The 22,144-nt window shown below is 61.5% G+C and carries 27 protein-coding genes; all 27 read right to left on the bottom strand.

What is annotated here, in order from left to right; all coding sequences use genetic code 11:
• Positions 1-672: 672 nt before the first annotated feature.
• Positions 673-1,581, bottom strand: coding sequence for a type I methionyl aminopeptidase (locus JFX23_RS07080; RefSeq protein WP_198776320.1), 909 nt, complete (start codon positions 1,579-1,581; stop codon positions 673-675).
• 1 nt (position 1,582) lies between these two features.
• Positions 1,583-2,161 carry an adenylate kinase gene (locus JFX23_RS07075; RefSeq protein ID WP_198776309.1) on the bottom strand — a complete coding sequence of 193 codons (579 nt, stop codon included), beginning with the start codon at positions 2,159-2,161 and terminating at the stop codon, positions 1,583-1,585.
• The gene (gene secY, locus JFX23_RS07070; protein WP_198776308.1) at positions 2,158-3,450 is read right to left on the bottom strand and encodes a preprotein translocase subunit SecY; all 1,293 of its coding nucleotides are present in this window, start codon (positions 3,448-3,450) and stop codon (positions 2,158-2,160) included. Before secY ends, JFX23_RS07075 begins: the two co-directional genes overlap by 4 nt.
• A gap of 187 nt (positions 3,451-3,637) precedes the next feature.
• Positions 3,638-4,114, bottom strand: coding sequence for a 50S ribosomal protein L15 (gene rplO, locus JFX23_RS07065; RefSeq protein WP_005962225.1), 477 nt, complete (start codon positions 4,112-4,114; stop codon positions 3,638-3,640).
• 2 nt (positions 4,115-4,116) lie between these two features.
• Positions 4,117-4,299: a 50S ribosomal protein L30 gene (rpmD, locus tag JFX23_RS07060; protein ID WP_040313533.1), complete on the bottom strand. Its 183-nt coding sequence runs from the start codon at positions 4,297-4,299 to the stop codon at positions 4,117-4,119.
• Positions 4,299-4,994 (bottom strand): 30S ribosomal protein S5, encoded by a 696-nt coding sequence (rpsE, locus tag JFX23_RS07055; RefSeq protein WP_005962227.1) that lies wholly within the window; start codon positions 4,992-4,994, stop codon positions 4,299-4,301. Before rpsE ends, rpmD begins: the two co-directional genes overlap by 1 nt.
• 28 nt (positions 4,995-5,022) lie before the next feature.
• Complete coding sequence (gene rplR / locus JFX23_RS07050) at positions 5,023-5,394, bottom strand: 50S ribosomal protein L18 (protein WP_198776307.1); 372 nt, start codon at positions 5,392-5,394, stop codon at positions 5,023-5,025.
• Positions 5,394-5,930, bottom strand: coding sequence for a 50S ribosomal protein L6 (gene rplF, locus JFX23_RS07045; RefSeq protein WP_005962229.1), 537 nt, complete (start codon positions 5,928-5,930; stop codon positions 5,394-5,396). The genes rplR and rplF overlap by 1 nt, the downstream gene beginning before the upstream one ends.
• Before the next feature lie 15 nt (positions 5,931-5,945).
• Complete coding sequence (gene rpsH / locus JFX23_RS07040) at positions 5,946-6,344, bottom strand: 30S ribosomal protein S8 (RefSeq protein ID WP_005962230.1); 399 nt, start codon at positions 6,342-6,344, stop codon at positions 5,946-5,948.
• A gap of 63 nt (positions 6,345-6,407) precedes the next feature.
• Positions 6,408-6,593: a type Z 30S ribosomal protein S14 gene (locus tag JFX23_RS07035; protein WP_005962231.1), complete on the bottom strand. Its 186-nt coding sequence runs from the start codon at positions 6,591-6,593 to the stop codon at positions 6,408-6,410.
• A 4-nt stretch (positions 6,594-6,597) separates the two neighbouring features.
• Positions 6,598-7,143: a 50S ribosomal protein L5 gene (gene rplE, locus JFX23_RS07030; RefSeq protein ID WP_198776306.1), complete on the bottom strand. Its 546-nt coding sequence runs from the start codon at positions 7,141-7,143 to the stop codon at positions 6,598-6,600.
• A 2-nt stretch (positions 7,144-7,145) separates the two neighbouring features.
• Positions 7,146-7,574, bottom strand: a complete 429-nt coding sequence (rplX, locus tag JFX23_RS07025; protein WP_005962233.1) for a 50S ribosomal protein L24 — start codon at positions 7,572-7,574, stop codon at positions 7,146-7,148.
• Positions 7,574-7,942 (bottom strand): 50S ribosomal protein L14, encoded by a 369-nt coding sequence (rplN, locus tag JFX23_RS07020; RefSeq protein ID WP_005962234.1) that lies wholly within the window; start codon positions 7,940-7,942, stop codon positions 7,574-7,576. Before rplN ends, rplX begins: the two co-directional genes overlap by 1 nt.
• Before the next feature lie 1,845 nt (positions 7,943-9,787).
• A complete protein-coding gene (gene rpsQ, locus JFX23_RS07015) occupies positions 9,788-10,054 on the bottom strand; it encodes a 30S ribosomal protein S17 (RefSeq protein WP_005962237.1) in 267 nt (88 codons plus the stop codon).
• A 5-nt stretch (positions 10,055-10,059) separates the two neighbouring features.
• A complete protein-coding gene (gene rpmC / locus JFX23_RS07010) occupies positions 10,060-10,293 on the bottom strand; it encodes a 50S ribosomal protein L29 (RefSeq protein WP_005962238.1) in 234 nt (77 codons plus the stop codon).
• Positions 10,293-10,712, bottom strand: a complete 420-nt coding sequence (rplP, locus tag JFX23_RS07005) for a 50S ribosomal protein L16 (protein WP_198776305.1) — start codon at positions 10,710-10,712, stop codon at positions 10,293-10,295. The genes rpmC and rplP overlap by 1 nt, the downstream gene beginning before the upstream one ends.
• A gap of 5 nt (positions 10,713-10,717) precedes the next feature.
• Complete coding sequence (rpsC, locus tag JFX23_RS07000) at positions 10,718-11,515, bottom strand: 30S ribosomal protein S3 (RefSeq protein WP_005962240.1); 798 nt, start codon at positions 11,513-11,515, stop codon at positions 10,718-10,720.
• 1 nt (position 11,516) lies between these two features.
• Positions 11,517-11,888 (bottom strand): 50S ribosomal protein L22, encoded by a 372-nt coding sequence (gene rplV / locus JFX23_RS06995; protein ID WP_005962241.1) that lies wholly within the window; start codon positions 11,886-11,888, stop codon positions 11,517-11,519.
• Positions 11,889-11,917: 29 nt separating this feature from the next.
• A complete protein-coding gene (gene rpsS / locus JFX23_RS06990; RefSeq protein WP_005962242.1) occupies positions 11,918-12,199 on the bottom strand; it encodes a 30S ribosomal protein S19 in 282 nt (93 codons plus the stop codon).
• 16 nt (positions 12,200-12,215) lie between these two features.
• Complete coding sequence (rplB, locus tag JFX23_RS06985; protein WP_005962243.1) at positions 12,216-13,052, bottom strand: 50S ribosomal protein L2; 837 nt, start codon at positions 13,050-13,052, stop codon at positions 12,216-12,218.
• A 23-nt stretch (positions 13,053-13,075) separates the two neighbouring features.
• Positions 13,076-13,381 (bottom strand): 50S ribosomal protein L23, encoded by a 306-nt coding sequence (gene rplW, locus JFX23_RS06980; RefSeq protein WP_005962244.1) that lies wholly within the window; start codon positions 13,379-13,381, stop codon positions 13,076-13,078.
• Complete coding sequence (rplD, locus tag JFX23_RS06975; RefSeq protein ID WP_005962245.1) at positions 13,378-14,022, bottom strand: 50S ribosomal protein L4; 645 nt, start codon at positions 14,020-14,022, stop codon at positions 13,378-13,380. Before rplD ends, rplW begins: the two co-directional genes overlap by 4 nt.
• Position 14,023: 1 nt before the next feature.
• Positions 14,024-14,692 carry a 50S ribosomal protein L3 gene (rplC, locus tag JFX23_RS06970; protein WP_005962246.1) on the bottom strand — a complete coding sequence of 223 codons (669 nt, stop codon included), beginning with the start codon at positions 14,690-14,692 and terminating at the stop codon, positions 14,024-14,026.
• Positions 14,693-14,703: 11 nt separating this feature from the next.
• Entirely contained in the window at positions 14,704-15,012 is a 309-nt protein-coding gene (rpsJ, locus tag JFX23_RS06965; RefSeq protein ID WP_003790631.1) for a 30S ribosomal protein S10, read from the bottom strand.
• Positions 15,013-16,002: 990 nt separating this feature from the next.
• A complete protein-coding gene (locus tag JFX23_RS06960; RefSeq protein ID WP_198776304.1) occupies positions 16,003-17,454 on the bottom strand; it encodes a SpaH/EbpB family LPXTG-anchored major pilin in 1,452 nt (483 codons plus the stop codon).
• 265 nt (positions 17,455-17,719) lie between these two features.
• Positions 17,720-18,604 (bottom strand): class C sortase, encoded by an 885-nt coding sequence (locus JFX23_RS06955; protein ID WP_233050663.1) that lies wholly within the window; start codon positions 18,602-18,604, stop codon positions 17,720-17,722.
• A 774-nt stretch (positions 18,605-19,378) separates the two neighbouring features.
• Positions 19,379-21,766 (bottom strand): choice-of-anchor K domain-containing protein, encoded by a 2,388-nt coding sequence (locus JFX23_RS06950; RefSeq protein WP_198776303.1) that lies wholly within the window; start codon positions 21,764-21,766, stop codon positions 19,379-19,381.
• Between the last annotated feature and the right edge of the window lie 378 nt (positions 21,767-22,144).

Below are 22,144 nucleotides of genomic sequence, written 5' to 3'. Positions count from 1 at the left end.
GGTAGTTGGAGGCACTGTCGACTGCCTCACTCGGGAATGGACGGCTTTTCACTCGGCGCTCGACGCCTGCCTCACTCGGCGCTCGACACCTACCTCGCTGACGGGCACCGCCCCTCGGTCCATTAACGAGGCCGATTCACCTCTAAGGACAAGCACGGCGAGACCAGAGCCCGCGGGAGCCGAGGATGCACGAACAGAAGAGGCCCTGAGAACCCGCGAACGTGAAAGAGCGGGAGAAAAAGAACGCGAAAGGCGACAGAGCGGGGACCCACAAGAGCTCGAACACGAAAAAGGGCGAGCAGAAGATCCCGAAGGCGAGACAGCCGGACCCAAAATGCCAGAACGCGAAAGAGCGGGTACCAAAAGAGCGTGAGGACAGAAGAAAAGAGAGCCCGAACGAGAAAGAGCCGAAAGTGCCTTAATAGGCGGTGAAGCTACCGACTCCCTCGGATATACCCTCGCCCTCAGCTATACCCCGCACGTGGGTGCACCTCTCGCCCTCGGCTATACCCTCACCCGCGCCTGTACCGTAACCACCGCCACTATTGAAACCGCCGCTGACGATCCCCGCATCCTCGGGTGTCCCCCCTGAAACTCGCGAAGTCCGAAGGCCGCCTCATCTGTCTCACCGGCCGCCGCCTCCGCTCTCAACACCCAAGCTTGGCCGTGAACTCACAGTTCTACTGGCACAACTCCAAAAGGTGCGAGGCCCGCTTTGCCGAAGTCAGGGGCAGTGAGCACCGAAATCCCCTCCGGGAGGATCGCGACGGTGTGTTCCCAATGAGCGGCATCAGAACCATCACAGGTACGAACAGTCCACTCATCATCCTCGGTGAACGTCTCAATTCCACCCGCAGTGAGCATCGGCTCGACAGCGAGCACCATACCGGGCTTGAGTTTCGCTGAGATTCCACGTGCGTTGTAGTTAAGGATCTCCGGCTCTTGATGCATCGCAGTGCCAATGCCGTGCCCCGTGTACTCCTCAATAATGCCGGCCTCCCAGCCGAGCTCATCAGCGTTGAGCGCAACCACGTCCTCAACGGCTGCGCCGACCGCTGAGACGCGCCTCGCGCCCTCAAGGTTTGCAAGTGCGGCCCAAAGGGATTCGCGGGTAACAGCATCGAGTTCTCTGCGACGCCGAATAAGTTCATCGCTCAGACCACCAGGCGCAGCCCCCATAGCACGCTTGCCCTGCGCGAACTGCTCATCGGGAATCCACTCATCGCCGACAATCATGGAAAAGGCGGCATCCCCGTGCCACTCGCGCCCGTTGCGCGACACCCACGCGCCACAGTCGAAGCTCACGAGATCGCCTTCTTCGAGTATGCGCTCCCCAGGGATACCGTGGACAACGACGTCGTTGATGGAAATGCACACGGTCGCCGGGTATCCCGCGTAGTTCAAGAAGTTCGATGTCGCGCCTGCTCGCCTGATGGCCTGCGCAGAGACCGCATCGAGCTCGCGAGTCGTGATCCCGGGACGCGCCGCCTCACGAAGGCTGCGGTGAATATCGGCGACGACAAGTCCGGCCTCACGCATCCACTTGACCTGTTCGAGGCTCTTAAGCTCGATGCGCCCCATGTCAGCGGCCCAGGCGCGAGTCAAGGACCGTGAAGATCCTTTCGCTCACCTCATCGATGGAACCAGAACCATCCACCGTCTCAAGCAGATCGAGATCAGCGTAGAAGGAAGCGACGGGCTCGGTCTGTTCACGGTAGACCTCGAGTCGGTGACGCATCACCGGTTCGGTGTCGTCAGCCCGGTGCTGCTCTTCAGCGCGCTTGAGCATGCGGGCGACGACCTCGTCCTCGTCAACTTGAATTTCCAGAACCACCCCGATGTGCGTGCCGAGTTCCTCACAGAAGTCAGCGAGGACCCGAGCCTGTTCAACATTGCGCGGGTAGCCGTCAAGGAGGAAGCCCTGGGTCGCGTCAGGAGCCGAGAGGCGTGCCTTCACCATCGCGTTCGTCACCGAATCAGGGACGAACTCTCCCCGATCCATGTACGACTTGGCTTGTTTGCCGATCTGCGTCCCCTCAGCCATATTGGAACGGAAAATCTCGCCGGTCGAGATCACGGGGATTGACAGGCGCTCGCCAATGCGAACGGCCTGAGTTCCTTTACCAGCTCCGGGGGGGCCAAGAAGAATGACTGCGCTCATCGGAGGAATCCTTCGTAGTGGTGCTGTTGGAGCTGCGTGTTGATCTCCTTCACCGTTTGGAGGCCGACTCCCACGATAATGAGGAGGGTCGTTCCACCGAAAGGCATCTGAGAGGCGCTCAGCTTCAGGGGGATGATCAGGAGCGAGGGCAGCAGCGCAATCACCACGAGGTAGAGCGAGCCTGCGGTCGTGATCCTGTTGATGACGTAGGAGAGGAACTCCGCAGTCGGACGTCCGGCACGGTAGCCAGGAATGAACCCTCCGTAGCGCTTCATATTGTCGGCAACTTCCTCAGGGTTGAAAGTGATCGACGTGTAGAAGAACGCGAAGAAGAGGATGAAAAGGGAATAGACGCTGAGGTAGACCCAGTCGCCCTGGTGCAGGTGCGTAGAAATCCATTGGACCCAGGCGTCAGTCGGCTCACCGAACTGGGCGACCATCGCAGGAAGGGCAAGGATCGAAGAGGCGAAGATGACGGGGATAACGCCCGACATGTTGATCTTGAGCGGAATGTAGGTGGTGGTTCCGCCGTATTGACGTCGACCGATCATGCGCTTCGCGTACTGGACCGGGATGCGACGCTGAGCCTGCTCGACGTACACCACCGCGAGGGTCACGGCCAGCAGGAGTAGAAGGATCACGAGGACGGAGCCCCACTTGCCGGATTGTCCGATCGCGAGCATCTGCGAGGGCAGGCGCGCGATGATCGAGGTGAAGATCAGGAGCGACATGCCGTTGCCAATGCCGCGTTCGGTGATGAGTTCGCCGAGCCACATGACGACGGCTGTACCGGCCATCATGACGATCACCATGATGAGGAACATCCACCAAGAGTCCTCGGCAAGGACCTTCTCGGAGCAACCAGAGAACATGCGGCCCGTGCGCGCAAGTGTCAGGGTCGTCGTCGCTTGGAGGATGCCGAGGAAGATTGTCAGGTAGCGAGTGTATTGGGTGAGCTTGGCCTGACCGGTCTGTCCTTCGTGGTGAAGGTCGTCGAATCGGGGGATCACCACTCGCAGGAGCTGAACGATGATCGACGCTGTGATGTAGGGCATGATGCCCAGAGCGAAGACTGAAAGCTGCAGGAGCGCCCCACCGGAGAACAGGTTCACGAGGTCGAGCAGATTCGCTTCCGACTCCTGCGAGAGGCAGCTTTGAATCGCCTTGGAGTCAACGCCGGGTGTCGGGATGTACGAGCCGAGGCGGAACATCGCCATAATGAACAGCGTGAACAGCAGCTTGCGGCGAAGATCGGGAGTGCGGAACGCCTGTGCGAATGCACTGAGCACAGCTTTCCTCCTACTGGTGATTGATGGGCCGACAATTCGGCCTTTGCAACCGTGCCAGACTACCGGAATTTTCGGTCATCACATGCATGGTTTCTTATGTGCGAGGACAAAGTCCCCGCTTGGAACAGAGGGGAGATGACGAAAGGGGGTGGTCCGGATCGATGTCCGAACCACCCCCGATCCATTGTCAGCGAGCGGAAATTGTTCCGCCGGCCGCCTGAATCTTCTCGGCGGCTGAGGCCGACCAGGCGTCGACCTCGACCTCGAGCTTGACGGTGAGCTCACCGGAGCCGAGCACCTTGACCGGCGCGTTGTCGCGCACCGCGTGCTTGGCGATGAGGTCCTCGACCGTCACCTTGCCGCCCTCGGGGAAGAGCTCCGCGAGCTTGGCCACATTGACGACCTGGTATTCCACTCGGAACGGGTTCTTGAACCCGCGCAGCTTGGGCAGGCGCATGTGAATCGGCATCTGGCCGCCTTCGAAACCGGCCGAAACCTGGTAGCGGGCCTTCGTGCCCTTGGTACCACGTCCAGCGGTCTTACCCTTGGAGCCCTCGCCTCGACCGACACGGGTCTTAGCGGTCTTGGCGCCGGGGGCCGGGCGGAGGTGGTGCAGCTTCACGATCTGTACCTTCTCGCCTTGTGCGGTCTTCGAGTCCGCCATGGTCAGTCGACCTCCTCAACGGTGACCAGGTGACGCACCGTGCGCACCGCACCGAGGACGGTGTCGGTGGACTCACGGACGACGCTCTGGCCGATCTTGCGCAGCCCGAGGGTGCGCAGGGTGTCCTTCATGTTCTGCTTGGCGCCGATCGTCGACTTGGTCTGCGTGATCTTGATTTTCGCCATCACTCACTCACCCCCGCGGAGGCCTTCTCAGCCTCGGCCTGCTCGGCGGCGGCGCGCTTCTCAGCTTCGCCCTCCGCGCGGGCGCGGAGCATTGACGCCGGGGCGACGCGTTCGAGCGAGAGGCCGCGACGGGCCGCAACGGCCTCGGGCTGCTCGAGCTGCTTGAGCGCGTCGACCGTCGCGTGGACGATGTTGATCGCGTTCGCAGATCCGAGGGACTTGGTGAGCACGTCGTGCACGCCCGCGGCCTCGAGGACCGCGCGCACCGGACCGCCGGCGATAACGCCGGTTCCCGGGGCGGCCGGACGAAGGAGGACGACGCCTGCGGCGGCGCGACCTTCGACCAGGTGGGTGATGGTGCGGCGGACCATCGGGACGCGAATGAAGTTCTTCTTCGCTTCCTCGACGCCCTTGGAAATGGCCTGGGGAACTTCCTTGGCCTTTCCGTAGCCGACGCCGACCGTGCCTTCACCATCGCCCACGACGACCAGGGCGGTGAAGGAGAAACGGCGTCCGCCCTTCACGACCTTGGACACGCGGTTGATGGTGACAACGCGCTCGATGTATTCGTTCTTGTCATTGCCACGACGGTTGTCGCGGTCGTTGCCGCGTCCGTTGCGGCGGTCGCGACGCTCGCCGTCGCCCGAACGCTCAGAGCCTTCCTGACCGTTCCTGCTTCGCTGCGGTGCAGCCATCAGTTGATCTCTCTTTCCTTCGATCCGGTCACAGCTCGAGGCCGCCCTCACGGGCGGCTTCGGCGACGGCCGCGATGCGGCCGAAGTACTTGTTGCCACCACGGTCGAAGACGACGGCGGTGATGCCGGCGGCCTTCGCACGCTCCGCGACCAGGGCGCCGACCTTGCGGGCCTTTTCGGTCTTCGTGCCTTCCTCCTTGACGAGGGCGGCTTCGATGTCCGAAGCGGAGACCAGAGTGTGACCGATGGTGTCGTCGATCACCTGGGCAACGATGTGACGGTTCGAACGGGTCACGACCAGGCGGGGACGCGCAGGCGTGCCGTTGACCTTCTTGCGCAGGCGAAGGTGACGACGCTTGCGAGCGACGAACTTGCCCTTGCCCTTGACTGTGTACGCCATCACTTACCAGCCTTTCCGACCTTGCGACGGATCGTTTCACCCACGTAGTGGATGCCCTTGCCCTTGTAGGGCTCCGGCTTCTTCAGCTTGCGGATGCGAGCCGCCGTTTCACCGACGAGCTGCTTGTCGATGCCGTGGACCGTGAACTTGGTCTGTGATTCGACGGTGAACTCGATGCCCTCAGCGGGCTCAATGATGACGGGGTGCGAGAAGCCGAGGGCGAACTCGAGGTTCTTACCCTTGGCGACCACGCGGTAACCGGTGCCCGTGATCTCGAGGGACTTCTTGTAGCCCTCGGTCACGCCGACGATCATGTTCGCAATGAGGGTTCGGGTCAGGCCGTGGAGGGAACGCGAGGCGCGTTCGTCATCCGGGCGGGACACGAGGATTTGGCCCTCTTCGAGTGCGACCGTGATCGGCGCGGGGATGGTGTGGGACAGTTCGCCCTTCTTGCCCTTCACTGTGACGAGAGGACCGTCAATGGTGACGTCCACGCCCGCCGGAACGGTGATGGGGGTTTTACCGATACGCGACATTGTTCAGCCTCCTGTTCACCAGATGTAGGCGAGGACTTCCCCACCTACACCCTTGTCGGCTGCCTGGCGGTCGGTCAGCAGGCCAGAGGACGTGGACAGGATCGCCACGCCGAGGCCGCCGCGGACCTTGGGCAGGTTGGTGGACTTGGCATACACGCGCAGACCGGGCTTAGAAACGCGCTGCAGACCTTTGATTGCCGATTCGCGGTGCGAACCGTACTTGAGGGTCAGGGTGAGGGTCTTGCCCACGCGGGCATCCTCGACGGAGGTCGAGGCGAGGTAGCCCTCCTCGACCAGCATGTTCGCGATCGCGTTCTTGAGCTTCGAGTACGGCATGGAGACCGTGTCGTGGTGCGCGCGGTTCGCATTGCGCAGACGCGTCAGCATGTCTGCGATGGGATCGGTCATTGTCATTGGGGATTGACCCCTTCCTCGTCGCGGTTTCTCCGGAGTCCCGGGACCTGCGACGTCAGATTCTTACCAGCTGCTCTTCGTGACGCCGGGGAGTTCGCCGCGGAGGGCGAGCTCGCGCAGGCACACGCGGCACAGGCCGAACTTGCGGTACACGGAGCGGGGACGGCCGCAGCGGTTGCACCGGGTGTAGCCGCGAACGCCGAACTTCGGGGCGCGGGCGGCCTTGATCTTCAGGGACGTCTTGGCCATGAGATCAGTCCTCCTTGAAGGGGAAGCCGAGGTGACGCAGAAGGGCGCGGCCCTCTTCGTCCGTGGTGGCCGAGGTCACGACCGTGATGTCCATGCCGCGAACGCGGTCGATGGAGTCCTGATCGATCTCGTGGAACATGGACTGTTCCGTGAGGCCGAAGGTGTAGTTGCCGTGGCCGTCGAACTGCTTGGCCGAGAGGCCGCGGAAGTCACGGATTCGGGGCAGAGCAGTCGAGAGGAGACGATCGAGGAACTCCCACATGCGGTCGCCGCGAAGCGTGACGTGCGCACCGATGGGCTGGCCCTCGCGGAGCTTGAACTGCGCGATGGACTTCTTCGCCTTGGTGGTCACGGGCTTCTGGCCGGTGATCACGGTGAGGTCGCGGATCGCGCCCTCGAGGGCTTTCGAATCGCGAGCGGCCTCGCCGACGCCCATGTTGACGACGATCTTGGTGAGGCCACTGACCTGCATGATGTTCTCGTGCTTGAACTCTGCACGAAGAGCATCACGGATTTCGGAGAGATACTTTTCCTTGAGACGCGGGGCCATGCTCAGATCTCCTTGCCCTGCTCGATGCCGCGGGCCACGCCACCGCGCGTCACGCGGACGCGGACCTTGCGGGTGCGGCCATCGCGCTCGACGACATCCTCACGGAAGCCGACGCGCACGCGCTGCTTGGTGTCGGGGTCGACGAGGGCGACCTTGGCGAGCGAGATCGGGGCCTCAACGGTCTCGATGCCGCCGGCCTGGTTCTGGCCCTGACGAACGTGACGGGTCTTGAGGTTGACGCCCTCGACGAGGACGGTGCCCTCAGCCGGGAATACCTTGATGACGCGTCCCTGCTTGCCTTTATCGCCGGGCTTGAGGGGCTCGAGGCCCTCAGCGGCGCGACGCGCATTACGCTCGGCGAGCTTCTTCTCGTCGGACGAGCGGCCACGCACGACCTCGACGAGATCGCCCTTACGGATCTTGGCTGCCATCAGATCACCTCCGGGGCGAGCGAGACGATTCGCATGAACTTCTTGTCGCGCAGTTCGCGGCCCACGGGGCCGAAGATGCGCGTGCCACGGGGTTCACCGTTCGCGTTGATGATGACGGCCGCGTTCTCGTCGAAACGGATGTAGGAGCCGTCTGCACGACGGGTCTCCTTGCGGGCGCGGACGACGACTGCCTTGACGACGTCGCCCTTCTTGACGGAACCGCCGGGGATGGCGTCCTTGACAGTGGCGACGATGGTGTCGCCGATTCCCGCGTAGCGGCGAGAAGAACCACCGAGCACACGGATGGTCAGGATCTCCTTGGCCCCCGTGTTGTCGGCGACCTTCAGTCGCGACTCCTGCTGGATCATTTTCTATTGACTCCTGTCGTCGAGCCGGTTCTCTTGGGAGCATTACTTCCCGCGAGCCTTGCCGAACGTGCATTGAACTGTTGCGCATCGGATTCCGACAACAGCGCGAACGCACCACAGACAGGTGTCATGATGTTGCTCGCTCGCACTATCGACGCGGGTACAGTGCACCCGCGTCATGCAACCCTCCAACAATACCCCCTCACTCAGCCGCACGGAAATGCGGATTCGGATGATTTGACACACGAATTCGGGGCAAAATGGGCGTTTTTTGGCCCGAGCACGAGGTCGGAGTGGTGTGTGAGCCTGTCGGGGTCCTTGTGTGGGTGGATTGGAGGTTCTCACACCATGGGACTTGGGGGACCCCCATTCAGGGTCCTTGTGTGGGTGGATTGGAGTGTTTCCACCGGCGGCCACTGCCAATCCGGGAGGCACGGTCCTTGTGGGGGTGGATTGGAGCCGTTCTACGTCGGCGTGAACCTCGACCAGTTGTCAGGGGCCTTGTGTAGGTGGGTTGGAGTGTTTCCACCGGCGGCCACTGCCAATCCGGGAGTCAGGGTCCTTGTGTGGGTGGCTTGGAGTGTTAGGGGAGCTTGTCAAGGTGCTTGTGTAAGCGGGTAGGTGGGTTCGGGGCTCTGAAGCGCCGCGCTGCTTTCCATTTCTCAGCACTTTGAGTCCCGAACACAATCTCGGTGCAAGCCCCGCGCTAGAACCGACGCCAACATCGCAAGCTGGGGCGAAAACACACCCCCTCCACCGACTCCAACACCCACGTAAAGACCCGAAACACAATCTCGACGCAAGCCCCGCCCTCGAAACAGCACCGAGATCACAAGCAGGGACGACAACCCACTCCCCACACACCCTTCAACACCCTCATAAAGACCCAAAACACAATCTCGACGCGACCCCAGCCCTCGAACCAACGCCAAAATCACAAGCAGGGAAGAAAACCCACCCCCTCCACCGACTCCAACACCCACGTAAAGACCCGAAACACAATCTCGGGACGGAGCTCGCCCCCGCACCAACGCCGAGATCACAAGCAGGCGAGCAAACACACCCCCCACACCCGCTCTCTCACCCCACACACAATCTCTCACCCCCACACAATCTCGCGCTGGGCCGAGCATCCGCTCCAACGCCGAGATCACAAGCAGGGGAACAAACCCACCCCCTCCACCAACTCCAACACCCACGTAAAGACCCGAAACACAATCTCAACGCAAGCCCCACCCTCGAACTAACACCGAGATCACAAGCAGGGGAACAAACCCCTCCCCTACACCGACTCCAACACCCACGTAAAGACCCGAAACACAATCTCGACGTACGCCCCGCCCTCGAAGCAGCACCGAGATCACAAGCAGGGGAGAAAACCCCTCCTCTACACCGACTCCAACACCCTCATAAAGACCCAAAACACAATCTCGGGACGGAGCTCGCCCCCGCACTAACGCCGAGATCACGAGCAGGGGAGAAAACCCCTCCCCTACACCGACTCCAACACCCTCGTAAAGACCCGAAACACAATCTCGACGTAAGCCCCACCCCCAAATCAACGCCGAAATCACAAGCAGGGGCGACAACCCATTCCCCACACTCCCTTCAACACCCTCATAAAGACCCGAAACACAATCTCGCGCGGGATCCCACCCCCAAACCAACGCCGAGATCACCGAACGGGTCGGGTTCTTTCGCAAGTGCGCCGCATCATCGCTTTCTTCTCAAGGGCACGCCCCACCATCTCGCCCTTTCCCCAGCGAATACGAGACGGGCCCGGCTCCCACTGGGGGAACCGGGCCCGAGGCTTCGATTCGCTCAGCTCATGCGAGCTGAGTCAGATCACTTGGCCTTCTCGATGATCTCGACGACGCGCCAGCGCTTGGTGGCCGACAGCGGACGAGTTTCCATGATGAGGACGAGATCGCCGACGCCGCACTCATTGTGCTCGTCGTGGACCTTGACCTTCTTGTTCTTGCGCATGACTTTGCCGTAGAGGGCGTGCTTGACACGGTCCTCGATCTGAACGACGACGGTCTTATCCATCTTGTCGCTGACGACGTAGCCACGACGGACCTTGCGGTCATTACGAGTGGTGCTCTCTGCCATGCCACTCACTCCTCGGTGCTCGGCGCGGTGCGGTAGCCGAGCTCCCGCTCACGCGCGATCGTGTAGATACGGGCGATGTCGCGGCGCACGGTCTTCATGCGGCCGTGATCCTCGAGGGAGCCCACGGCCTGCGCGAAACGCAGGTTGAAGAGCTCGGCCTTGGCCTTCTCGAGTTCCTTGGACAGCTGGGCGTCGTCCATGGCATCAAGGTCGGAGGTGGTCAGAGCCTTTTCCGCCATCAGATGTCACCACCCTCTCGGACCACGAAACGGGTCTTCATCGGAAGCTTGTGCTGGGCACGGCGCATGGCCTCGCGAGCGAGGTTCTCATCGATACCGCCCAGCTCGAACAGGATTCGACCGGGCTTGACGGGGGCGACCCACCATTCCACGGCGCCCTTACCGGAACCCATACGGGTTTCAGCGGGCTTCTTCGTCAGCGGACGGTCCGGGAAGATGTTGATCCACACCTTGCCACCGCGCTTGATGTGACGCGTCATCGCGATACGGGCCGCCTCAATCTGGCGGTTCGTCACGTACGCGCCAGTCAGCGCCTGAATGCCGTAATCGCCGAAGGCCAGCTCGGTACCGCCGGAAGCATTACCGGTGCGGTGCGCACGGTGCTGTCGGCGCCACTTAGTACGACGGGGAATGAGCATTCGACTCAGGCCTCCGATCCGTTTTCAGTAGCTGCGGGCGCCGCTGCGGGTGCCTGCTGCTGAGCGGTCTCCTGGTTTTGGCGGCCGCCGCGACGCGGGCCGCGACGATCGCCGCGGCGTCCACCGCGATTGGCCTGCTCGGCCTGCTGACGAGCGAACTCGCGCTCGGTGATATCGCCCTTGTAAATCCACACCTTGACGCCAATGCGACCAAAGGTCGTGCGCGCCTCGTGGAATCCGAAGTCGATGTTCGCGCGGAGGGTGTGCAGCGGAACGCGACCCTCCCGGTAGAACTCGGAACGCGACATCTCAGCGCCGCCGAGACGACCCGAAACCTGCACACGGATGCCCTTCGCTCCGGCGCGCTGCGCGGACTGAATGCCCTTACGCATGGCGCGACGGAAGGAAACGCGAGCAGCGAGCTGTTCGGCGATGCCCTGCGCGACGAGCTGCGCATCCATATCGGGGTTCTTCACCTCGAGGATGTTGAGCTGAACCTGCTTGCCGGTGAGCTTCTCCAGATCCTGGCGAAGTCGATCCGCCTCGGCGCCGCGGCGACCGATGACGATGCCCGGACGCGCGGTGTGCAGGTCGACGCGGACGCGATCGCGCGTACGCTCAATGTCGACCTTCGAGATGCCTGCGCGCTCGAGGTTTTCGGTGAGGTTCTTACGGATCGCGACGTCTTCGGCGACGTAGTCGGCGTAGCGCTGACCCTTGGTCGTCGAGTCGGAGAACCAGCGGGAGCGGTGATCCGTGGTGATACCCAGGCGGAACCCGGTGGGGTTGACCTTCTGGCCCATGTCAGCGGTCTCCCTTCTTCTTGTCTTCCTTGGTGCCGACCACGATGGTGATGTGGCTTGTGCGCTTCAGGATGCGGCCTGCGCGCCCCTGAGCGCGCGGACGGAACCGCTTCATAGTCGGTCCTTCATCGACGTACGCTTCGAGGATCTCGAGTTCGGCCTCGTTGAAGGTTTCGCCGACCTGTTCGGCCTTGACCTTCGCGTTGGCGACGGCGCTCAGGAGCACCTTGCGGACATCGACGGCGACGGCCTGCGGTGCGAACCGCAGGATATCGGCGGCCTCCAGGGCGGCCTTGCCACGAACCTCGTTCACGACACGGCGGGCCTTCTGGGGCGTGACGCGGACATAACGCGCCTGCGCCTTGGCTTCCATTGAATCTGCCTCTTCTTCCCAGGGCCGGCTCAGCGCCGGCGTCCCTTTCGATCGTCCTTGTCGTGGCTGCGGAAAGTACGCGTGGGAGCGAACTCACCGAGCTTGTGGCCCACCATCGATTCGGTGACGAAGACGGGGACGTGCTTGCGACCGTCGTGCACTGCAAAGGTCAGGCCCAGGAAGTCCGGGGTGATGACCGAGCGGCGCGACCAGGTCTTGATGACGTTCTTCGAACCGGATTCGTTCGCGGCGTCAACCTTCTTGAGGAGGTGATCGTCGACGAAGGGACCCTTCTTCAAACTGCGCGGCATTCTAATCGACTCCTACTCAGCGGTTCTTGCCGGTCTTGCGACGGCGAACGATCAGGCGATCGCTGTCCTTGTTCGGACGGCGGGTACGGCCCTCGGGCTTGCCCCACGGGCTGACCGGGTGACGGCCACCGGAGGTACGGCCCTCGCCACCGCCGTGCGGGTGGTCGACCGGGTTCATGACAACGCCGCGGACGTGGGGGCGCTTGCCCTTCCAGCGCATGCGACCGGCCTTGCCCCAGTTGATGTTCGACTGCTCGGCGTTGCCGACCTCGCCCACCGTCGCACGGCAAGTGATTTCGACGTTGCGGATTTCGCCGGAGGGCATGCGCAGCTGCGCGAAGCGCCCTTCCTTGGCGACGAGCTGGACGGAGGAGCCAGCGGAGCGGGCGATCTTCGCGCCGCCACCGGGCTTGAGTTCGACCGCGTGCACGACGGTACCCAAGGGGATGTTGCGCAGCGGCAGGTTGTTGCCCGGCTTGATGTCCGCGCCGACGCCAGCCTCGATGCGATCGCCTTGGGAGAGCTTCGCGGGAGCGAGGATGTAGCGCTTCTCGCCGTCCGCGTAGTGCAGAAGAGCGATGCGGGCGGTACGGTTCGGGTCGTATTCGATGTGCGCGACGACGGCGGGGACGCCGTCCTTGTCGTGACGACGGAAGTCGATGACTCGGTACTGGCGCTTGTGTCCGCCGCCGCGGTGGCGGGCGGTCACACGACCGTTCGAGTTGCGACCGCCGGTCTTGTGGAGCGGGCGGAGTAGCGACTTCTCGGGCTCGGAGCGGGTGATCTCAACGAAATCGGAGACCGACGCGCCGCGACGACCGGGGGTCGTGGGCTTGTACTTGCGGATTCCCATTCTTGTCCTCTACCTCTCCGGGCTCAGGCCTGATCGCCGAAGATGTCGATGGCTCCCTCGCGCAGGGTGACGATCGCACGCTTCACGTCCTTGCGCTTGCCCTGACCCGTGCGGGTCCGGTAGGTCTTGCCCTTGCGGTTCTGAGTGGCAACCTGGCCGACCTTGACTCCGAAGATCGCTTCGATGGCGATCTTGATCTCGGTCTTGTTGGCGCGCGGGTCGACCTCGAAGGTGTACTTGCCTTCATCCATGAGGATGGAGGACTTTTCGGTAACGACCGGCTTCAGGATGATGTCGCGGGGGTTCTTGCCCGCTTCGAGGGTGCTCACTTGGTCTCCTCCTTGGTGCCGAGGAAGGACTCGAGGGCGGCCTGCGTGAACACAATGTCATCGGCGTCGAGGACGTCGTAGGTGTTGAGCTGGTCGACCCAGAGAACGTGAACCTCGGGGACGTTGCGCAGGCTGAGAGCGGTGATCTCATCATTGCGCTCGAGGACGACGAGGGCCTGACGGTCCTCGACGATGGCGCGCAGCGCTGCGAGAGCGATCTTCGTCTTCGGGGTCTCACCTTCGATGAGAGCCGTGACGACGTGGATACGGCCATTGCGCGCACGGTCGGACAGAGCGGAGCGCAGAGCGCCCTGCTTCATCTTCTTGGGGGTGCGCTGGTCGTAGTCGCGCGGCTGCGGGCCGTGGACGATGCCGCCGCCGGTGAAGTGCGGGGCGCGGATCGAACCCTGACGGGCGTTACCGGTGCCCTTCTGACGGAACGGCTTCTTGCCGCCGCCAGAAACCATGCCGCGCGTCTTCGTGGCGTGCGTGCCCTGGCGGGCGGCGGCCAGCTGTGCGACGACGACCTGGTGCATAAGCGGGATATTGGTGGGGACGTCGAAGATCTCTGCAGGGAGTTCGACCGATGCGGCCTTCTTACCCTGGAGATCGAGAACGTCGAGAGTCTGGACCTCAGACATTTCACGCACCCTTCACGGAGGAGCGAACCAGGACCACGCCGTTCTTGGGACCCGGGATGGCGCCGCTGATGAGCAGCAGGCCCTTCTCGGCGTCCACGGCCTGAATCTTCAGGTTCTGGACGGTACGGCGGACGTTCCCCATGCGGCCGGCCATGCGCAGGCCCTTGAAGATGCGTCCGGGGGTTGCGCAGGCGCCGATCGAACCGGGCTTGCGGTGATTGCGGTGCGCGCCGTGGCTGGCGGAAACGCCGGCGAAGCCGTGGCGCTTCATGACGCCCGCGAAGCCCTTGCCCTTGGTGTTGCCAGAGACGTCGACAGCCTGACCGGCTTCGAACACGGTGGCTTGGAGTTCCTGGCCGAGCTCGTAGTTGTCGGCGGCGGAGGTGCGGACTTCGGCGAGGTGACGGCGCGGTTCAACGCCTGCCTTCGCGAAGTGTCCGGCCATGGGCTTGGTGACCTTGCGAGCGGGGATTTCACCGAATCCGAGCTGGACGGCGCTGTATCCGTCGACCTCTTCGGTGCGGACCTGGGTCACGACGTTGGTGCCGACCTGCACGACAGTGAGGGGCACGAGACGGCCGTCGGCATCCCAGACCTGGGTCATGCCGAGTTTGCGGCCGAGCAGCGCCTGAACCGGCGCAGCTGCGTGCTGCTTGTTGTCAGTAGTCATTGCAGATGTCCTCAGAGCTTGATCTCGATGTTGACGTCCGCGGGCAGATCGAGACGCATGAGCGAGTCGACGGCCTTCGGGGTCGGGTCGATGATGTCGATGAGCCGCTTGTGGGTGCGCATTTCGAAGTGCTCGCGGCTGTCCTTGTACTTGTGGGGCGACCGAATGACGACGAACACGTTCTTTTCGGTCGGCAGCGGGACGGGGCCCACCACGGTGGCGCCTGCTCGCTGCACGGTGTCCACGATTTTGCGCGCGGAGCTGTCGATGACCTCGTGGTCATACGACTTGAGCCGGATGCGGATCTTCTGTCCCGCCATGCCGTCTTACCTCTTCTCGTACAGATTCGTCACCGGTCCCCGCACTCGGGCGTGTCGCTTGTGAAGCGACCATCGTACGCGCGGTTCTCCCCGGGGTGGGGAGTGGACCGTTGTCTTGTCCAAAGATCACGGGCGGAATGCCCGGTCCGCGGAGTTCCCGCGGAACCGCCCCGCATGTGCGGGGCAACCGTATTAGTCTTTCAGATTCGCATTCTTCCCGGCAAGCTCGACGCTGTGGGATGTCGTGTGAATCCCCTGACATTGATCGGATAGTTGCTGCTGGTCCCTTGACCTATTGACGAGGACGATGCCCGGTGGGCATTCCCGCCGAGGATGAGGGGCAACTCCGGGGGTTTAGTGTATACGCGCTCGGGCGTGTCGCCAAAGCGACGAGGGCGGGGCCACCGGGAGCACAGTCTCATTTTGGCTTGCGCGTATTCGTATTTCGGCGGGCGCAGTTTTGGATGTCGCCTGGAGCGAGATCGGCTTTGTTGAAGGTTGGGGGGCTCTGCAGCTGAGGTTTCGCCCATACAGTGAGCGGGGCAGATCTGGATGTGGGACGGTTCCACCGCGCCTGGAGCAAGGTCGGGGCCTACAGCGAATTCAGAGCTTGAGCACGGTTCTGCCCTGCCAGAATCAGGGGCCGGTCTGGAGACGGGAAGGTTTCGCCCAGACTCGAGATAGCTCGAAACTATTGCCTGGTTTCGACCCAGAGTGCAGATAGCGCGGAGCTACAGCACCCTTTCATCGAGTCGGCAGATAGCGCGAAACTACAGCACGCTCTTACTCCAACGGCAGCGAGCCCGGGCCTGAGAATCACTACTAACGGGAGTCTTGGGGGCGAGGCGGGGTGATGGAGTTTTTTCGGGAGGACATGGCCGTGGCGGGGAATCCTATTGGGGATTCCCCGCCACAGGGTGTCATCTTGTCGAATGCAGTCCTGCTTCGGCGTTCATGCCGTTAAGTGAGCGAGGCACTGCATTCGAGGGCTCACTTCTCAGAGCGCTTCTTGCGGGCGACGAGGAAGACTCCACCGGCAAGGAGGACGAGTGCGACACCTCCAATGGTCATGAGGAGCTGGCCGTCCGCACCCGTGAGCGGCAAGGTCGGCACGTTCGTCTTCGTGTTCTCGATCGTTAACGTGACGGTGTTGTTGGCAGCTGTGGTGAGATCTGCCTTGTAAGGCGTGTCCGGGTTGAAAGTGTATCCAGCGGGGGCCGCGGTCTCGAAGAGGACGTACTTCTGGATCTTCAGATTGTCGAGATATCCCGTCCCCAGGAACTTTTCCGTGGTGATCGTTCCAACAGCGGGACAATCCTTGGTCTCTTCCACTCCATCTTCGTCGACACAGACCTTGAACACGGCACCACTGAGGTAGCGGCCCTTATCCGCCGCATCTTTCTTTTCGACTATGATTTTGCCGAGCGTGGCAGCTGCCGAGGCCCAACCAACGTCGACATTATTGATAAAAGTATTGACTTTGTTTTCGTATTGACCGTTCCCGAAAGCCTTGGTGGTGTAGGTTGCGACAATCTTTCCGCCTGAGGGAAGACCGCCCGGATTGCCCGCCGTAATGCTCAGAACCTTGTCAACAAGTGCCGTGGTGAAGTCACCCGTCTTGTCGTCCCCGTTCACCGTGACCTTCACCGAGTCAAGAGTGCCTTTCGTATCACCGGCTGAGGAAAGATCGTCCGAGAACCTGAACTCCGTGAGTTTGTTGGTGTCATCAAAGGTTGGAAGAGTCTGCTCCACGGTCCAGGTGATCACACCATCGGCGTCATTCTTCACTTCCGCAGACTTTTGCGGCCCATATGACACTGTGTTCTTCGGGTGAACATTCGCCGTGTACGACCAGGCGCCCTTAGCGTCCTTGATCGGCAAGACAACGAAGAAGGGCGCCGCCTTGGAAACAATCATGGAGTGATTAGGAAGAGGCCAGCCTCTTTCCTTCTCGACGACAATGTAGAGCCCCGGGTGCACGTCAGCGAACTTGGCAAGCCCCGATTCCCCTCCATCACCTGTCGTTTTGTCAGTTCCCGGCCCGAGATCGTAAGGAGCACCGCCAATCGTCACCTGTGTTGGCGAGGTCTGGTTATCAAGCGCAGGCACGACAGGCTTGGCAGGATCCGTGACCTTCCCAACGATCTCCCAGCCCGTGTTGCCATTGACTAGATCAACGTCCTTCACCTTGTACAGGGTGAAAGTCACGCCATCAAGGAGTTCCCCCTCTGCCACAGCCTCGTTGCCGTTGCCGTAGTTGAGGGTCCCGCCTGGGTTGGCGTGTTTGTACACGTTGATCGTGCCTGCAGTGTCCGTAATGTTCCCCATATCATTACCTGTCGTCGCCATAGCCGCGCTCGACAGAGCAAAGAGGGTGAAAAGACTCAGGACGAGCGAAGCAAGAACCGCAACAATGCGGCGTTCTCTCGTAGTCGTGCTCATGGAGGTGAACTCCCTTCGTGAACTCGGCGGATCACCCGCCACCATGTGCCTGAAGCATTGGCCGCTCAGCGGCCAAAACAGGATCGAAATGGTCGCCAGCATCACCAAGAGCCTCGAACACTCAATGAGCAAGCAGCAACCGATGAGTACAGACTAAAGCTCACATTAGCCGGATCACAACCCTTCGGGTCACAGTATGATTACGCTTCACCACCACAGCCCAAAGCTGCATCACGGCTTGTGCAAGCAGAACCACTCCCCGCGTTCAGGCCGCTGAAGGCTCTGCTTCAGTTTCACGTCCGGAGCGCCACACATACACAGCGGTAAGAAGGAACCCCGCTACCTGAATAATCGCCCACCATGGGAATCCTGGAACCTCTGGCTTTGCACCAAGATCCTCAATCGTCTCAGGTGGCGTCGGGAGGACTCGTTCTCCAGTCACAAGGATGCGTTGGGTGTTAATACCCAGGGGTGTGCAGGTCACCAAAGTGACCAGGTCGCGGCCCGGCACCGCCTGCAATTCCTCGGTGTCTTCGGGTTCAACAATTTTGATTTCAGTGACTCGATAGCTCAGGGCTTGATCGAGGATTTCAAGGGTGATTTCGTCCCCCACGACGACTTCGTTGAGCTTGGTAAACATTTCAGCCTTTGCCAAACCTCGGTGCCCGGTCAGGACTGCACGTGTACCGACGCCGCCGACCGGCAAGGATGTGCCTTTCAGATGCCCAATGCCTTTGAGAAGGGTTTCATCACTTGTTCCGTGGTAGATGGGGAGGTCTGCATTGATTGCGGGGATCTTGATGCGCCCCATGAGCCCAGTGTCGCCGACATTGAGGAGCGAGTCGTAATCGAAGCCGCCCTGATTCTCATTCCCCGCCCCCTTGGGAACATTCGTATTCGCTTCGAGTAGGGCCCCCACCGATAGTGCTTCGTTGTACCCTCTCGCTTCGGTGAGCTGTTCCTCAGAGCTCGGGTCCAGGCCGGTGGCAACTGTGCTCGAGTACGAGTTGACGATCTGTGATTGCTGGTACTGACTGAACCACTGCGCCATCGGCGGGTAGCTCGCGATCGTAATACCGAAAAGGGCGAGTAGCGCCACAAGCATAGGGAGGACATGGAATCGCCACACCATCCGAGGACGTGGCCTCATCTGAGCCTTTCGCACTTTCTTCTCCCCCACTTCACTTGTGTGTTGCGTGGAGTTCTCGACGGCTTTCGTCGAGTCCCCCGAAGCCTGCAGGTGACTGAGCTGCGCTGTACGAGGCTACCGTGCACAGGCTTTCGATCACACTAACGAGTCACTGTCTCCACCGGCTGCAACACGCACAGCAAGCTTCGAGGAGACGGAAGTGTCTTCGCCTGTTCCTTCCCCTGTGTTCGGCCATCCTTGTTATTCCTCGTCCTCCTCCTTGTGCTTGGCTCGGGGCTACCTCCGATGCTTGTCCTCCCCTACTGCCTTTGCACGTGGGAAGCAGCGCGGGCTTGCGATGAGAGCTGCGGAGAGAGTATCGCTCTGCCGCCGCGTCGCGAAAGTACTGGCAAGGCGCGCCGAGTGCCCGAGGTGGTAGCCGTAGTCGCAGGCTGGGAGGCTGCGCCCCATCAGGGTGACACGAGAGGAGACACTTCCTAAAACCTTTGCCCGCCCCAGCGCGCGTGGTCGCGGGTCCTTTCGAAATCCGCCGCTCAGGCGCAGATCCTTGTATCCACCCCAGCACGCATGGTCGAGAATCCCCCGAAATCCGCCAATCAGGCACCTCCAGGTGGCATCCCCAGCACACGTAGTCGCGAGTCCGGGAGGCACCAGGTGCCTCTTCTCCCCGAGCTTCGGCAGTGAAGAGTGAGAAGGTGAGGAGTGCCGGGCTCCCCGACAGGGAAAACCCGGCACTCCTTTGGTGTTCAGATCGACACCATCAGCGCTTTCGGATCAGGAAGCGCTCCTTTTGCGTCGCCGAGCGGCAACTGCGAGGAGAGCCGCGATGCCTCCGGCGCCGCCTGCGAGGATCACAAACCAATCCTCACCAAGTCCGCCCGTGAGAGGCAATCTTGGAACAGGCCGCTTCTTGTTGTCGATCGGAGCGGTGTAGTGATCCAGGTTCGTCTCGCCCTCTTTGATCTCAATCTGAAGATCATCATGTGCGAGATAGCCTGCGGGGACCTTCGACTCGTGCAGCGTGTAGATGCCGACCGGGAGATCCTGGACTTCGAACTCAGAGGTAGCGGAGCTCACCCCCACTGTTGCGCCGGCTACTCCGTTGAGAGTGAGAGTCCATTCGGAGCCTGTGAGCGGCTCCCCTTTACCGGTCTTCTTCCACTTCGCTCCACCTGTCCGAAGGGTGTTCGTGGCCGTGCAGGTGTATGTCCCACCCACAGCGAAGGGGAATGTGCCTTTGGAGTCCTTCTGAACGTTCGCACCCTTAGCGTCGAGGCACTCCCAGGATTCGGCATAGGCCGTGGCGGGGAGCCCACCTGTGATGCCTGCCGAGTTTGCTGTCTCGCTCAGCGTGTAGTTGCCGGGCTGAATCTTCTGTTTCGTGACGGAAGAGTCTCCGGAAGTTCCCTCGATGTTCGTAGGTCCGCTGGCCTTCAGGTTCCAGTCTTTCTCCGTTGCTTTCTTCGCCCAGTCGGGCGCGCCCGCAGGAACCTTGATCTCCTTCACCAGGGTCAGGGTCGCCGACTTCAGCCTGTTCTTCGCCGTGCAGGTCACCTTCTGTCCGGGTTTGGGTGTCACCGTCTTCGCATTGGCATCGAATGTGAGTTGCCCTTGATCTGCGGAGCAGGACCACGCCTCAAGCTCGTATTGCTCAGCTTCGTTGAAACCTACTTTGGGTGTTTCGCTGAGCGAATACACCTGGTTCGGCGTAACCTTACCGGACTCACCGGAGTCTCCAGTCACGCTCTCAGCGCCATGCGTTGCACTGAGCGTCCAGTTCGAGGCAGCTGCTGTTCCTGAACTCACCTCTTTGAGGAGCGTGATTGTCGCCGGTGGAGTGTAGAGGTTCGTGTAGGTGCATCGGATCGGGACCTTCGCGGAATCCGCCTCCGCCAGCCCCTTCGCGAGGGTCAGAGTGCCTTCTGAAATGGAGCCAATAGGAGCACCGTGTCCATCTGCGTCCTTACAGCTGAGGGATTTCAAAGACCAGTTAGCGCCAAGCGTATCCTCGGTGATCTTGAGTTCTTTGCCCGTGTTGTATCCATTCTCATTCACTTCCGTGGCGGGAGTCGCCTCTTTGGGCTTGAGGCTGAATTTACCGCCCGTCCCCCATAGGTTGCTCAGTTCACCGGTGGTCGTGAAACCGAACGTGGTGTCGGGAATCTCGCCGACCATGTCTGGCGCCTTTTCAACCTTCTTCTCGATCGTCACCTTGCGGACCTGTTCAATGGAGGCCCAGAGGCATCCGTAGGTCTTCTGGCCTTCCACGGTAATGAACTGCTCGGAAAGCGGGGTTCCTCCGGTGAGTTCCGCAGGGCACGAGGCGCCGGTGTTCTGCGTGAAACCGTGGATGGTGAGCGTGTAGTTGAGGTTGTTTGATTCGAATGAGACCGGCGCGACCGTCGAGGTGAAGTTCAGGATGTCATTAGGCTGAGGCCCATTGTTCGGGGTCTCGTGGATCGTCCAGGGGAAACTCAGGGTTTTCTCCACACCATTGAGTGTGAGTTTGATGTTGAGCGTGGCTGCATAATGCTGCCCCCCGCCTCCGCCCGAGCCCACAATCGGGTTGTTCACGTGCACGAAGTAGCCGAGGGCGAACTCTTTCCCAACATCAACGCTACCAACTTCACGCGGAGCGAAGCCGACAGCAGACTTGACGTTCAAGTTCAGCTCCCCATCCTCTTGGCCCTCATAGAGAACACATTTGCCAGCCATCTTTTTCAAACACTTCTGTCCACGGCCATGCGCGGAGTAGACCATTTTCCCTGGGCCCACGAAAGCGGTCGAGTTCGATCCTACTTCGACCCCGGGATTTCCGATTGTGCCGCTCACAGTTCCTGCAGCCGCAGAGCCGTAGCGAATATCTCCCCCCGTAGTGCCATTTATCCCATCATGATTCGCTGCCTGAGCCTGAACCTGCAGAGGGATCGTGCCGCGAAGCGCCGCGGGAGCCATGCGAGGCGCACCCGGATCGATCGCGGACTCCTCGCCACTCGCATCCCCAGCGGACTCATCTGGGGCTGAGGCATCGCCCGCACCTGAGTCGGCAGAGGACTCAGAGGATGCTTCCGGTGTCGCAGTGGTGTCATCCCCAGGCTCTGCATCCTCCCCCTCAGCATCAAGCTCGGTAGTCGAGGCTGACGAGCTATCCGCGCTCGGCACATCTCCACTGTCGAATGGAGAGCTTCCTACCACTGGTTCCACATCACTTTGAGGGCCTGCAGGATCCGCCCACGCAGCGCCCGCAATTCCCGAAACTCCAAGAGTGAGCATGGAGAGGGAGGCGATCACACGTCGTTTCCACAGGTATCTCGGGCCTCGCCGCGTTGTTCGCGTCAACAATCTCGATTGGCTCATTCAAGTCTCCTCGGGTTCTTCGTCGCTACCACGAGATGAGGTGGCCTCGTGGCGCAGCGAAAGCACTGCGCCTTGCACGGTACCGAGAATCCACATATGACGCAAGGCGTCCTCTGATCGTTATTCTTTCGCAACCCGCACCCCGGATCCGGGCTAGCGGCCATGGCCTCGGCAAACAAAGAC

The sequence above is a fragment of the Schaalia cardiffensis genome, from assembly GCF_016405145.1.
In the GTDB taxonomy this organism is placed as follows: Bacteria; Actinomycetota; Actinomycetes; order Actinomycetales; family Actinomycetaceae; genus Pauljensenia; species Pauljensenia cardiffensis.
Note: the sequence above shows the minus strand (reverse complement) of the source record. Positions and strands in the feature narration are given on the sequence as shown.

Coding starts and splice junctions, on each gene's coding strand:
- JFX23_RS07080 (WP_198776320.1), bottom strand. CDS start 1,581: ATGGGGCGCATCGAGCTTAAGAGCCTCGAACAGGTCAAGTGGATGCGT.
- JFX23_RS07075 (WP_198776309.1), bottom strand. CDS start 2,161: ATGAGCGCAGTCATTCTTCTTGGCCCCCCCGGAGCTGGTAAAGGAACT.
- rplO (WP_005962225.1), bottom strand. CDS start 4,114: ATGGCGGACTCGAAGACCGCACAAGGCGAGAAGGTACAGATCGTGAAG.
- rpmD (WP_040313533.1), bottom strand. CDS start 4,299: ATGGCGAAAATCAAGATCACGCAGACCAAGTCGACGATCGGCGCCAAG.
- rpsE (WP_005962227.1), bottom strand. CDS start 4,994: ATGGCTGCACCGCAGCGAAGCAGGAACGGTCAGGAAGGCTCTGAGCGT.
- rplR (WP_198776307.1), bottom strand. CDS start 5,394: ATGGCGTACACAGTCAAGGGCAAGGGCAAGTTCGTCGCTCGCAAGCGT.
- rplF (WP_005962229.1), bottom strand. CDS start 5,930: ATGTCGCGTATCGGTAAAACCCCCATCACCGTTCCGGCGGGCGTGGAC.
- rpsH (WP_005962230.1), bottom strand. CDS start 6,344: ATGACAATGACCGATCCCATCGCAGACATGCTGACGCGTCTGCGCAAT.
- JFX23_RS07035 (WP_005962231.1), bottom strand. CDS start 6,593: ATGGCCAAGACGTCCCTGAAGATCAAGGCCGCCCGCGCCCCGAAGTTC.
- rplE (WP_198776306.1), bottom strand. CDS start 7,143: ATGGCCCCGCGTCTCAAGGAAAAGTATCTCTCCGAAATCCGTGATGCT.
- rplX (WP_005962233.1), bottom strand. CDS start 7,574: ATGGCAGCCAAGATCCGTAAGGGCGATCTCGTCGAGGTCGTGCGTGGC.
- rplN (WP_005962234.1), bottom strand. CDS start 7,942: ATGATCCAGCAGGAGTCGCGACTGAAGGTCGCCGACAACACGGGGGCC.
- rpsQ (WP_005962237.1), bottom strand. CDS start 10,054: ATGGCAGAGAGCACCACTCGTAATGACCGCAAGGTCCGTCGTGGCTAC.
- rpmC (WP_005962238.1), bottom strand. CDS start 10,293: ATGGCGGAAAAGGCTCTGACCACCTCCGACCTTGATGCCATGGACGAC.
- rplP (WP_198776305.1), bottom strand. CDS start 10,712: ATGCTCATTCCCCGTCGTACTAAGTGGCGCCGACAGCACCGTGCGCAC.
- rpsC (WP_005962240.1), bottom strand. CDS start 11,515: ATGGGCCAGAAGGTCAACCCCACCGGGTTCCGCCTGGGTATCACCACG.
- rplV (WP_005962241.1), bottom strand. CDS start 11,888: ATGGAAGCCAAGGCGCAGGCGCGTTATGTCCGCGTCACGCCCCAGAAG.
- rpsS (WP_005962242.1), bottom strand. CDS start 12,199: ATGCCGCGCAGTTTGAAGAAGGGTCCCTTCGTCGACGATCACCTCCTC.
- rplB (WP_005962243.1), bottom strand. CDS start 13,052: ATGGGAATCCGCAAGTACAAGCCCACGACCCCCGGTCGTCGCGGCGCG.
- rplD (WP_005962245.1), bottom strand. CDS start 14,022: ATGTCTGAGGTCCAGACTCTCGACGTTCTCGATCTCCAGGGTAAGAAG.
- rplC (WP_005962246.1), bottom strand. CDS start 14,692: ATGACTACTGACAACAAGCAGCACGCAGCTGCGCCGGTTCAGGCGCTG.
- rpsJ (WP_003790631.1), bottom strand. CDS start 15,012: ATGGCGGGACAGAAGATCCGCATCCGGCTCAAGTCGTATGACCACGAG.
- JFX23_RS06960 (WP_198776304.1), bottom strand. CDS start 17,454: ATGAGCACGACTACGAGAGAACGCCGCATTGTTGCGGTTCTTGCTTCG.
- JFX23_RS06955 (WP_233050663.1), bottom strand. CDS start 18,604: ATGAGGCCACGTCCTCGGATGGTGTGGCGATTCCATGTCCTCCCTATG.